The organism is Psychrobacter immobilis (assembly GCF_003148585.1).
GTDB classification, from domain to species: Bacteria; Pseudomonadota; Gammaproteobacteria; order Pseudomonadales; family Moraxellaceae; genus Psychrobacter; species Psychrobacter immobilis.
On sequence record NZ_QGGM01000001.1, the window covers coordinates 379,847 to 392,027 of the forward strand.

9 protein-coding genes are annotated in these 12,181 nt (G+C 44.3%); 1 reads left to right on the forward strand and 8 read right to left on the reverse strand.

Going from position 1 to position 12,181, the window contains the following annotated elements:
• Positions 1 to 17 precede the first annotated feature (17 nt).
• From C8D84_RS01675 to epmB, 8 genes are all read right to left on the reverse strand, one after another.
• On the reverse strand, positions 18 to 305 hold the full coding sequence (locus C8D84_RS01675; RefSeq protein ID WP_109589523.1) for a DUF4031 domain-containing protein: 288 nt from the start codon (positions 303 to 305) through the stop codon (positions 18 to 20).
• A gap of 67 nt (positions 306 to 372) precedes the next feature.
• Positions 373 to 2,697, reverse strand: a complete 2,325-nt coding sequence (locus tag C8D84_RS01680; protein ID WP_228244399.1) for a transglutaminase family protein — start codon at positions 2,695 to 2,697, stop codon at positions 373 to 375.
• Complete coding sequence (locus tag C8D84_RS01685; RefSeq protein ID WP_109589525.1) at positions 2,694 to 3,755, reverse strand: DUF58 domain-containing protein; 1,062 nt, start codon at positions 3,753 to 3,755, stop codon at positions 2,694 to 2,696. The genes C8D84_RS01680 and C8D84_RS01685 overlap by 4 nt, the downstream gene beginning before the upstream one ends.
• Positions 3,756 to 3,902: 147 nt before the next feature.
• On the reverse strand, positions 3,903 to 4,931 hold the full coding sequence (locus C8D84_RS01690) for an AAA family ATPase (RefSeq protein WP_228244415.1): 1,029 nt from the start codon (positions 4,929 to 4,931) through the stop codon (positions 3,903 to 3,905).
• A gap of 218 nt (positions 4,932 to 5,149) precedes the next feature.
• Positions 5,150 to 5,614: a c-type cytochrome gene (locus C8D84_RS01695; RefSeq protein ID WP_109589528.1), complete on the reverse strand. Its 465-nt coding sequence runs from the start codon at positions 5,612 to 5,614 to the stop codon at positions 5,150 to 5,152.
• A 289-nt stretch (positions 5,615 to 5,903) separates the two neighbouring features.
• On the reverse strand, positions 5,904 to 7,991 hold the full coding sequence (locus tag C8D84_RS01700) for an EAL domain-containing protein (protein WP_109589530.1): 2,088 nt from the start codon (positions 7,989 to 7,991) through the stop codon (positions 5,904 to 5,906).
• A 353-nt stretch (positions 7,992 to 8,344) separates the two neighbouring features.
• Entirely contained in the window at positions 8,345 to 10,120 is a 1,776-nt protein-coding gene (locus C8D84_RS01705; RefSeq protein ID WP_109589532.1) for a hypothetical protein, read from the reverse strand.
• A 220-nt stretch (positions 10,121 to 10,340) separates the two neighbouring features.
• The gene (epmB, locus tag C8D84_RS01710; protein ID WP_109589534.1) at positions 10,341 to 11,348 is read right to left on the reverse strand and encodes an EF-P beta-lysylation protein EpmB; all 1,008 of its coding nucleotides are present in this window, start codon (positions 11,346 to 11,348) and stop codon (positions 10,341 to 10,343) included.
• A 167-nt stretch (positions 11,349 to 11,515) separates the two neighbouring features.
• Between epmB and efp the strand changes: the two genes are divergently transcribed.
• Complete coding sequence (gene efp, locus C8D84_RS01715; RefSeq protein WP_055124654.1) at positions 11,516 to 12,091, forward strand: elongation factor P; 576 nt, start codon at positions 11,516 to 11,518, stop codon at positions 12,089 to 12,091.
• Positions 12,092 to 12,181 lie beyond the last annotated feature (90 nt).

Genomic DNA, 12,181 nt, shown 5'->3' on the forward strand with positions numbered 1-12,181 from the left:
TTTAAAAGCTTCATTTACTAGCAATGCTCAGACCGTGCTATTTGCTCATGCAACTCTACTTTTAACTTCTTTGCACATTCGATGATCTTTTTTCGACCAGCAGGAATAGCGCCATATTGAATCGCCGTTTCTCGCATTTGTACCGTGACGTCATAGTGCGGATAGCTGGCGTTTCGATGGAATAAACGCTTATCCACTTCAATCAGTGCGGCAAAATCATGCAGCTCTTGCAGGGTATCTGCCAGCATATGGCACCACTTATAGCCTTTAAATTCTATCTGCATAAAATCCACATATATCGCCATAGAACCGCCTCCTCTATTATCCTTAATTTTTTATCATGTGCTAAGCAACGCTTTCACAAAACAGCCACTAGAACAATTCACTCGCATCTTTCTTTAGCTGTTTGAGTACGGCTTGGTATTCGCTATGATTGGTTCCAAGTGTGCTTAGACGCCCATAACGGAGCTGACGATAGTCCTGCCTCATCTGCATGATTTTTGCTTGGACAATATCTGAATGACCGCTATCTGTGAGCTTACTAGCTTTACTACTATCAGCGCTACGTGACACATTTACATCGCTATTTACATAACTACCGATATCATTAGTTCGGTCATCAACAGCCCTAGCCAAGCGCTCAAGCCAAGCCAGCTGACCTTCACTTTCATCACGAGCAAGTGATTTATCCGCTTTGCCAATACGTTTTGATAGCTGTGCAAGCGGCTGGTCTGCTGGATGCCAGCGCTTGCGGCGGCGTTGCCAAATGACAAAGACCAAAATCACCATGACAGTAATAGCACTCGCTGCCAACCAGATAATTTGCTGCATCACTGAGCGGATATTAAACCATTTAAGCAGCGAGTCAGCTTGTTTGTCCTGATCGTAACCAACGACGTCTTTTTGCCAATAGTAGCTCGCTTGATCTGAGAGGCGGCGTAAGGTTTGTAGCATTTGATATTGCTGATAGCTGATTTGTGCGCTAGCGCCATCGCCGAACATTGCCGCTCCTTGTGCCTGCGTCAGCGCATCCATCCCTTGCTCGACACGCTCAGGCGCAACAAAAGCCGTCGGATCGACACGTACCCAGCCTTGACCCTCAAGCCAAACCTCCGTCCAAGCGTGCGCATCCTTTTGCCGCACCTCCCACACATTGCCACCGCGGCTCAGCTCACCACCTTGATAGCCGGCGACGACGCGCGCGGGTATGCCAGCGGCGCGCAGCATAAAGGTAAAACTGGAAGAATAATGCTCACAAAACCCAGCTTTGGTCTCAAATAAAAACTCGTCAATACGGTTATTATTCAGCCTTGGCGGTGATAACGTATAACGAAAGTCCGTTTGGTTAATCCAGCGTTCAATAGCCGCCATATAGCGCACTGGGTCTGAGTCTGATTGCGCAAATAGCTGCTGTGCCAGTGCTCTTGCTTGCGGATTTCCGTCGGCTGGCAAGGTAAGATTTAGACGTCGTAACTCATCAGAGAGAACAGGGTCAATGCGCATCGGTGCAAATTGCAATACTTCATAACGTAACTGCTGAGTGACGGGCTGATCTTTTAATAAGGTAAAGTTTGAAGTAATACTGACATCTTGGCGCTGGGCAAAAGGATAATCAAGTCCAAATAGCCAGTTTTGCTGCGTCGGCTCTAAGATAATTTCATAGCTAGTAGGCGCAACTTTTACTTCATCAGGGACAGTTGCAAAGGCATTCTCAATCCAAGATGGCATTTGCGGTGCAGGTCGCCATTTTCGTTGCTGAGGGCTAGGACGCCATGTAATACCGTCAAAGTCGCTAAACACCAAACCACGCCAATATAACTGCTGTTGTGGCGGGCGATTATCTGCAAACTCTACCCGAAACGCCAGCTCAGTCGATTGTCCCAAATTGGCAAAATCCCCGGGTGACATACTGTCGGACACGCCAGTGGTTGCTTGCTGACCTGATAGCTGTACTGACCATAGTGGTGGCAAGCGCGGGAAGAACAAAAATAGCACGACTAATAACGGCAACGCCCCGATACCCAGCACACCCAAAGTACGCAAGCGACCATCACCGCGAGTGTTGCCGTCATCATTAAGCGCGATAAATGCCAATAAAATGATAACTGCACCAACAATCACTTCTAAAGTCGTCACAAGACCTTGATCCATCAAAAACAGCGCGGCAAGGACAAATAGTGATAAATTTAGGACCACATAAGCATCACGCCGTTTATACATCTCCCACAGCTTGCTGATGAGACAGAGCACTAAAAACGCCACGCCCATATCCAGTCCAAACGCTGTATTGTAAGTCAGCCATAGACCTGCCAGTCCCAATAAAAAGCCGAGCATTTGCATGCCTTGATAGACACGTTCTAAATGCGCTATTTTTTTAAACTTAGCTTTTATAGACGGCAGCTGTGCGGCGATGCTGACCACCGCAAAACCTATCAACCAAAACGGCAGATGCGCCGCATGAGGTAAAATAACGGTAATTTGAGCAATTAGCACCCAATAATAAGCAGGCAAGGCGAATAGCTTACGAGTCCATTTTGCAGCGCTATCCTGTAAAGCACGATCAGTGACGTTTTGACCCAGTGCCAACTGCTCAAAGCTTGTGGGACTTGTTTCAGGAAAACCTATAAATGTGTTTTCAGCGTCATTTGTAGGGAGTTTTTTTGAGTTGCTCCTATTTGAGTTGCTCCTATTATTCATTGTGCTTTCGCCAACCTTAGCAAGCACGCTTGTGCAAAACTGTCGCCTTCACCCATTGGTGCAGTAGAATGAATGTCATTGGGTAAGCGCATATGAAATGTCACGCCCAGCTCACCTAATTTCATCGCCCCATACGCCAGTTGTGCCAGTTTTTGCTCATGATGTGCTGCTGGCATATCCGCATAATCTAACGTTTGCTCATGACCGACTGGATCAGCAAAGTGCTTGGTCAACATGCCTTGACCACGTGCTACATGTCCCCACGACACCCGTGCCAGCGACTCGCCTTCAACGTAGTTATCTAGCCGCTCAAAATCATCTTGACCTTGCCGATATTGCCCACCTGTTGGCAAATCCTCCTGACTGGCAACGGCATACTGCGCTTGCCAATCAAACACTTCAGGTTTTGGATAGACCCAAGCAGTACGGGCAAAATAAACATAGGACCACGCCCTCATGATACCTAACGGATAAACCGTTTTTATTTTTAAGCGTGGTAATTCAAACTGCCCACGATTCTGCGTCAGTACTGGCAAGCGAATAATTTGCTCACCTTGCAGTCGTGTCACAAGTATCGACTGTTTATTATCAGCGCTATGTTTGATTTTTTTATGGGCTTTTTTATCTGTTTTATTATTAGGCTTGCTACTAGCCTTGTCATCAGTCTGCTCAAAGCTAAATAACAACTGTCGTCTTGGTTGACGGCTCTCACTACGCAACTGCAAAGTCACCCAAACAGGCGCGCCCGCTTCTGCCATAGTCACTTCAAGCAAACGTACTTGCAGACCTGAAATGTGCGCAAAGGTTACATGAAAGCTGATAAGCCAGACGCTGACCAAATAAAAACATAAACCTAATACCAAGTTATTGCCATAGTTAATGCCAGCGATAAAGGTGATGATTAATAACACTGCATATAGCACCCCTTCACGGCTAAAAAAGATATAGACGTTACGCAAATTGAGGGTGGCGCTATCGCTTTTAGGCGCACGCGAGGCAAACCAACGGCTTAATGCTGAAGTGGCTGGTACGGTTAAGGCTTTTGGCAAAAAGCTCATGACTACCCTATCCTTACCATAAAATTGATACTCTCATTCACAATTGGTGATAGTTTTAAAACAAATACACTATGAAACAACAAGCAGCTAAAAAATAAATACTCAGATAATAGTGATTGAAGTAACAACTATTTAAATAACCATCATTTAACTAACAACAGCCACTTCTGCCAATATACGTTGTGCGATGGTCTGTGTCGCCTGCCCACCAGTCACATGCGCTAGGACAAAGCGCTGACCGAGACGATGATCTGTGACCGCGGCAAACACCGCTTGGATGTCCTCAGGTGTCACTTCCATATGCCCCGATACATACGCATAAGCCTGCGCGGCACGCTGTAGCGACAATACTCCACGCGGTGATAAGCCATGATACTCGGAGCTTGCTCGTGTCTTTGCGACCAATCGCTGCAGATAATCCAAGACCACATCCGCGACATAAACGTGTTTAACACCTTGCTGTGCTAACAACACCGCCTCAGTATCAAGCAGCGCATCTAAATTTTTTAGTAGCTCGCGGCGATCCTGACCTTTTAATAGCTCACGCTCTGCGGTAGGCGACGGATAACCAAGCGACAAGCATAGTAAGAATCTATCTAGCTGCGATTCAGGAAGCGGATAGACACCTGCTTGCTGTAGAGGATTTTGGGTTGCAATGACAAAAAACGGCTGCGGCAAAGGATAGGTTTGCCCATCTTGGGTGACTTGTCGTTCTTCCATCGCTTCTAGTAACGCGCTTTGCGTCTTAGGGCTAGAGCGATTAATCTCATCAGCGAGCAAAAGCTGAGTAAAAATAGGACCTGCTCGAAACTCAAATTGCTGTTTCTTTTGATCATAAATGCTCATGCCTAAGATATCTGCTGGCAGCATATCATTGGTGAACTGTACACGGCTAAAGCTCAAGCCTAATAATTGCGCCAAGCCTTGCGCCAACGTCGTCTTACCCATACCCGGCAGATCTTGCAGTAACAGATGTCCACCTGCCAAAATACCACTCAGCGCAAGCTTAACCACTTGCGGCTTATCTAACACAATATGATTTAACTGCGCCATAAGTTGGGCAATTTTTTGCTGATTGTGACGATAGTCGGCAGCGCTAAAGGTCAACTTATGAATCACCTCTGCTGCTGATGGATGTGGTGTTATAATGGCTCTATCGATAGCTGCGTGGGTCATAGTCAATTATTGGCTCATTTCTTATGGGATTAGTGTTTCTAGGGCGTGTTCTTATTTTGAAAGTGGTGATAAAAATGAGATAAATGGCAACCAAACAAGGAAAATAGCGCTGATAATATCAAGATATTAACCAATTGTTTGACGTGGTTTGGCAAAATTTAACCATCTTTAGCCCATTTAGTCGCTTTCGTTTAGCTTAAGGACACGCCATAAACTGGCTATTGCTTTGAGTCATCTTCAGTTATCGGCACGGCGGCACGAAGCGTTGACAGATAAGCGATGACATCTGCGCGTTCTTGCGCATCGGGCATCGGGTTTGATAGCATTTTTGAGTCTAGCATGGCTTTTTCTGCATCCGCAATATAAGGGTCAAGCGTTTGCGCGTCCCATACCCAACCTGATGTTTTTAGCCCGTCACTATAGGTGTAATCTTCTAGCTCAGCGGCGGGCGCACCGTATATATTCATCAGCTGCGGACCTTTTTTGTTGAGTCCCGCATTCAGCTGATGACATTGACCACAAGCGTCTTGATAAATGATCGCGCCGTTATCAGCATCACCTTCCATATAGAGCGGCAATGTCACAGCAGCACGATGATCCGGTGGCGTACTTTCTCCGCAAGCGCTGAGCAATAAAACAGCAGCAAATATACTGCTTATTTGATATTTATTAATGATGGGCATTTTCGGCAATCTTTGGTTAAGGAATGTCAGCTATAGGTGAACAATATAGATAATAAGGTAGGGTCAAACACTTGCAAAGTGGAACCCTCTTCACGTCTAAATAGCTGCTTGTAAAAACATAACGTTATTTATTGGGGCATATCGAGCCAATAAACAACGCTTATAGGACAATTTGAGTAAGGCTTTTGTAATGTATGACGATAAAAAATTTATGAGCTATTAAGCCGTGTCGAGTATTCCATAAATAGGCACTGTTGATAGTTGCATATCAAACGGATCCTAAATGACGTTAGGTCGCAACCTTTATCGTACTGCTGGGTTCTTCTAGATAATAGCCTTGTAAATAGCGCGCGCCCACGCTCCAAGCAACGGACATGGTCGCCGCATCTTCAATATAAGGCATCAATACGTCCACATTGACTTCATTCGTACGCATAATAAGTGATTTGACAGTTTCTAAATTGTCTGCTGAGTCAATGCCATCCACATAGCTACGTGCTAAACGCACCATATCTGGCTGCACAAAACTGACAATCTCTATGGATTTGGCAGAAGAGCCGAAGTTATTGATGCCCATCTGACAGCTGACTTGGCTAAGGGCGGCAAATTGTGTTTTTGCCACTGTGAGATGGTCTGAGACGTCTTTTTCGTTGAACTGCAAGGTGAGTACACCAGCTGCACCGCCCACCGCTTTTATAAGCTGACTGGCAACACTAGGCAGTTTTTTGTCTATCAATGAGGCACTAGTCAATTGCACTAGCAATCTGGCTTCAGGATGTGTTTTACGTACCTCATTGACCTTTTTACAGGCATTGATGAGCACCCAACGATCTATTTTTTCGAGCAATTTATGCGTCTTGGCGACTGCCATAAATTGATCAGGCGTCAATATCGTATTGTCCGCATCCGCCAATGGCAACCGCAGATATACTTCAAAAAAGTCGCTTCGGTCATTGTTAATATCATATATTGGCTGGAACGATAACTCAAAACGGCTATTGGCAATGGCATCAACTAAAGATTCGGCAAGCGCATGATCATCACTATTGGCATGCTCGCTTGGATCGTACAAATGATAAGTGCCGCCATGATTAGAGGTCTCTATCATAATCTGACTGATGGCATCCATCGCACGTTCGAGCACGATACTTGGCTCTGCTGTATTGGTTTCGATTTTGACAATACCAATACTGACAGTCGTACTCGTCGTACGCTTATCTACTTCAATGAGCATATCACTGATACGTGAACCAATATGCTTAGCCAGTGTTTCAAGCTCTGTGGTGCTCTTATCCTCGACCAGTATGGTAAAGGCGGTATCACTGAAACGACTCACATGCCCGTCTGATATCAGCTCATCTAACGCATAGGCGACTTGCTTGACGGTCGCATCTACCCCTTGCAAACCTAGACTGCTTCTTATTTTACCGACATTATCGAGCTGAATATACAAAAGCCCAGCCGTCATTACACCTTGACGTGCTTGCTGGTACACGATTGCCATTTGTTCTTCAAAGCCGCGGCGGTTGTTGATTCCTGTCAGGCTGTCTTTGCATTCAGCGGCTGCCAAACGCTTAGCGACTTCCGCACTGTTATTATGGTTTTGTTGGATAATAACCTGCGTCACTGGCTCGCCATCTAAGGTCGCGGCTGCCAATTGTAGCTTTGCTTCAAAAGTACTGCCATCCATCCGCTTACTTTCAAAATTGAACTCGACTTCTTGGCGGCTACCTTTATCAAATTGACGTAAGAACTGTTTGAAACCCTTAACGTTATCACCGCCTGCAATCAGGTCAACAACAGGCACGCCTATGGCATCATTCATTGACTCAAAACCAAAAAGCTGAAGATAAGGGTCATTGGCAAAAATATGAATACCCTGATCAATATAGGCGACCGCACTTTTAGAGTTTTTAATCAATACGTTGGCGCGTTGCTCTGCTTCAGAGAGAACATGTCGCAACGCTCTAAGCTCACGGCGACTGCGTAAATTATCATGCTGTAGACAGATAGACATCACTACTGCCATCTCTTGGTCTACTTTGAGCGATTTGACCATCGTGCCGCTAATAATATCAGGTAGCCCCTCATCGTTATTGGCGGACGCTGCCATCTCTTCATTGAATAGGCAGATCATAGGCAAATCAATACTTTGCTCTTGAACGACGCCCACCACATCGGTGAAACTCATATCATAAGCATTGCCAAACACCAAGACATCCCACGGTTGTCGAAGTGACTTTAACAGCTCCTCTTTATCGTCCAAAAACCCTAAATTGATGGTGTCATAATAGCAACCTAGTAAGTGCACAAGGCGCTCAGCATAGAGCTGATCGTCATCAATGACTAAGAGGTTTAAGATGGACTGAGTACGCATAAGAAGCCTTTTGGATCTTGTAATCTTATTTTTATGTTTGATACCCTACACCTTTTCCAAGCATTAACCCAGCAAGGAAAATACTATCAGGGATAGGCTTAGCGGTTTTTAGTAGATTGGCATCGTCTTTCGAATCAAGGCGACATCTTGGCGAAGCAAAAACATCGTATAAACGAACATAATTTTATCAATCATTATAGACAATAACTTGACTGATTGCAGACTAACTTATCATCATTATTCAGTACACTTATTCACTGCTATTATTGAATAATAAATTCAATGAAGTAACCTTTAAGCCAGTATTTATTGACATTACTATTTGGCAACTTTTCCATAGACGCTCAAACAAACTATAGCTGCACCACCTCATACTGGCTGAATTCATCCGTAATCAGCAACCTCTGTCCCAAACGTAAAGGGGTTTGTTTGCTATTAATACGCATAATGACTCTATCATGGGTCTGAAAGTAAGAAGTCGGTACAATCAGAGTGCCAGTGGTTTGTAGTCGCTCATCTCTACCAAGAATAAATGCTGGCACAAAATGGCGACTACGCGTTTCTTTACCTTCTAAACGCAAGCCACAAGCCACTAGCTGATGTCCAAGTACTTGCCACTCGATCTCCGGGTTTTTACTATCAAAATCAAGCCAGCGCGCCACGCCCATCGACCAATCAGGCGGCATGATTGTATCAGATCGACAGACTAAAAAAAGGCTCATCATATGTAATGCTGGCGGGGCAGTCGTCGCAGATGTATCCTCATCAGCCACTATGTTAAGGCTGTCTTTATGAACACTTTCTTTATAAAAGCCATCTTTATGAAAGCGGTCTTTATTTAAAGTATCTACTGTTGATGATAGTCGCAGGGTGCGAAATAGTGATAAATCATCATTACGATCAAAGGTTTCACTGGCTAATACGTGGCTGCTGTCTTGTTTTTTATTCACGGTATCATAACGAGGACGCTGCTCATCTGGTAACTCTTTTATAGCGATTAAACTGGTAAAGCTATGCGAATGGCTCACCCGATAATGAATATTATTAAAACCTGTAATCAAAACAGCGTCTTCTTTCGCACTATGTTTAGTCGCTAGGGTGAGCGGCGGCTGTAAATAGCGGTAATTAAGCGTCATCGCTATTTTATTAAGCAAGTGACTCTCAACGCCGTCACCCCCTTCCTTAACTAAAGCCTGTTTGCGTCGTTTAAGATACTCAACCAGCGGGGCAATTTCTATAAATAAACAGTGATAGCGATCGTCGTATGGGTTGATTGTAGAACTGGCCGTCAGGTAATTTGGCGGATTGTCACTTTGTAAATCAACGAACACGCGTGTCTCAGTGGTTGGCTCAATCGTCGCAACGATATGCTTAGCCCATTCAGGTAACAAACGTTGGACGAGCAGAATATTGGGACGACGCATGGCACGTACATTTAATAGACTGTATAAACAAATTTGGCAGTACAGCTGATGGACTGTCTTAGCACGCTGAGTACCTGTCATCACACTCATATTAATCTCAGCCGCATGATACTGATAAGCAAGGTAATACAGCTGATTGATTTTGTGCCATAAGTAAGATGAGGGTTTTTGATAGCACAGTGCTTCTTCGCCCAATAGCTTCTGGTACATCAGCAGCGTCTGGTAAATGGCGCTGGCGAGTGTCGTCGATGAAGACTTATCACCATTAAAATAGCGCTGCCAGCCATTACTTGCAGCATATTTTCGCTGATTATTGAGCAATGAAGTTTTATGACGTATGACTCTGTCATACGTCATAATTATTGAATAATATAGCGACTTTATTTGAGCCACATAACCCATTTGAATATCGCTAAGCGCACCTGTCTCATAAATATAAGACTGTCGCAAAGTGGCAATTAACTGATCTGAGGCGTCTATCACTGTCGCCATAAGGGTAAGACGTTGCGAATCATCTATATTGGCCACGCGTAGTACCGTAAGTATTTTTGCCAATTGTTCAGCTTGCTGTGCTTGCGTTTGCGAAGGTAACGCTGCCAACAATTTTAGCAAATAACCTTCTTGGCCATTAGCGGATCGCTTAGAAACTAGTGGCAATGCCTCTGTAGAAGATAGGTGCTCTTGAAACGTCGATAAAGTTATCATCAGTATTCCTAGTAACCTTGAGTAACTTGGCAGGAGGCAAATATTCAACCATGCCGTATGCAACAACACAAGATAAAAGATACAAATCAGCAGCAACCATCAAAATCGACAGCACCCATTTTTAGTAACAATTAAGTTCTATAGCATCATCTAACCGCACGCCCATCTTCTAAAAACCACGCTTTGTTCACTAATTTTTCAATATACCATAGTGCCTATATTAACGATCATTGTAAATATCAATCGGTACTTTGAAAGGTTTATTTGGTAGCTCTCTCACCAGCTTGGGTACCAGGTAACCAGGGAGTGCTGCCAACAATGACCAATACAGCTCAATTGCGAAGCGCTCATCATTATCGAAATGTGCGGCTCCAGCCACTTTGTCTAATACATGCAGATAATAAGGCAGTACCCCACAGGAGAACAAACGCTGACTTAATTGTGTTTGAACAGCAACGCTATCATTGATGCCTTTTAATAGCACCGCTTGATTCAATAACGTTATGCCAGCCTCTCGAGCACGTTGCAGATGCTCTGCTGTTAAGGCATCGATTTCATTGGCATGATTACAGTGAATTACCATCACAATATGACAGCGACTTTGAGACAGTCTGGTCAATAACGCATTGTCCAAACGCGCTGGGATGACCAGCGGCAAGCGCGTATGTAAGCGAATAGTGGTCAATTGCGGGAGTGACTCTAAAGTATCTAGCCAAGCAAACAGGCGTCTATTTGTCACATTCAGTGGATCACCGCCACTCAAAATCACCTCATTAATCTCGGGGTGTGCGGTAATGTAATCAATGATATTTTCTTTAGCATCAGCCGTCGGCATATTGGCACTATAGTCAAAATGCTGACGGAAACAGTAGCGACAATGAATGGCACAAGCACCTGTCACGGTCAACAATACTCTGGATTGGTACTTATGCAGCATACCTTTGACTGGGTTTTGCGTATTCTCGCTCAAGGGATCCGCCACATAGCCCGTTACCTTGATTTGCTCGCGTTGATCAGGCAATACTTGTCTCAGTAAAGGATCATTGCTATCGCCGATGATCATTTTTGCCACAAATCCACGTGGTACGCGCAGCTCAAAATGCTTAGGTACATAAACCTCTGCACGCAATGATTCTAGCTTTAGGATGCTTAACAGCTCATCGATAGAGGTAATGGCCTCGGATAATTGCGTTTGCCAGTTTTTTTGTGTGATTAAATGGTTTATCATGACAACCTAATACCTGTGCCCAAAAGTCGCTATTATACGCGCTTAGTGCGTAGCCTATCAAAGCATACGACCTATCCTTTAAACACTTAGCGTAATAAGCGATTTTAACGCAGCAAGCTATTCATCCCCTTATCTATCACCCTATTTATAACCCCTAGGAGTTTCTTGTGGCAAGTTTTTCTACTAATGAATTTAAAGCTGGTCTAAAAGTCATGCTCGATGGCAACCCTTGTGCCATTCTTGAAAACGAGTTTGTCAAACCAGGTAAAGGTCAAGCCTTTAACCGTGTTAAATTGCGCAACCTTCGTAGTGGTAAAGTATTGGAACAAACCTTTAAGTCAGGCGATAGCTTAGAAGCTGCTGATGTCATGGACACTGAAATGAACTATCTATATAACGATGGTGAGTTTTGGCATTTCATGCACCCTGAAAGTTTTGAGCAGATTCAAGCGGACAAAACAGCGATGGGCGATTCAATAAAGTGGCTAAAAGAAAACAGCAATGCACTATGTACCATCACTTTATTCAACGGTGCTCCTCTTTCAGTAACACCGCCTAACTTTGTTGAGTTGCAAATCACTGAAACAGATCCTGGTGTGCGTGGTGATACTTCAGGTGGTGGCGGCAAACCTGCCAAGTTAGAGACAGGTGCTGTCGTCCGTGTGCCATTATTTGTACAACAAGAAGAAATCGTACGTGTTGATACTCGCACAGGTGACTATCAAACTCGCGTTAGCCAATAGTATGTAAAAGTTATAGCGCTCGACATAATAGAACTTACATAGTAGAACTTAACAGTTAGCCTCTAGCTGTTATTCCACAAAAAAGCTGAA

Excerpts from the sequence above, each read along its gene's own strand:
- C8D84_RS01675 (WP_109589523.1), bottom strand. The coding sequence starts at position 305 with ATGGCGATATATGTGGATTTTATGCAGATAGAATTTAAAGGCTATAAG.
- C8D84_RS01680 (WP_228244399.1), bottom strand. The coding sequence starts at position 2,697 with ATGAATAATAGGAGCAACTCAAATAGGAGCAACTCAAAAAAACTCCCT.
- C8D84_RS01685 (WP_109589525.1), bottom strand. The coding sequence starts at position 3,755 with ATGAGCTTTTTGCCAAAAGCCTTAACCGTACCAGCCACTTCAGCATTA.
- C8D84_RS01690 (WP_228244415.1), bottom strand. The coding sequence starts at position 4,931 with ATGACCCACGCAGCTATCGATAGAGCCATTATAACACCACATCCATCA.
- C8D84_RS01695 (WP_109589528.1), bottom strand. The coding sequence starts at position 5,614 with ATGCCCATCATTAATAAATATCAAATAAGCAGTATATTTGCTGCTGTT.
- C8D84_RS01700 (WP_109589530.1), bottom strand. The coding sequence starts at position 7,991 with ATGCGTACTCAGTCCATCTTAAACCTCTTAGTCATTGATGACGATCAG.
- C8D84_RS01705 (WP_109589532.1), bottom strand. The coding sequence starts at position 10,120 with ATGATAACTTTATCGACGTTTCAAGAGCACCTATCTTCTACAGAGGCA.
- epmB (WP_109589534.1), bottom strand. The coding sequence starts at position 11,348 with ATGATAAACCATTTAATCACACAAAAAAACTGGCAAACGCAATTATCC.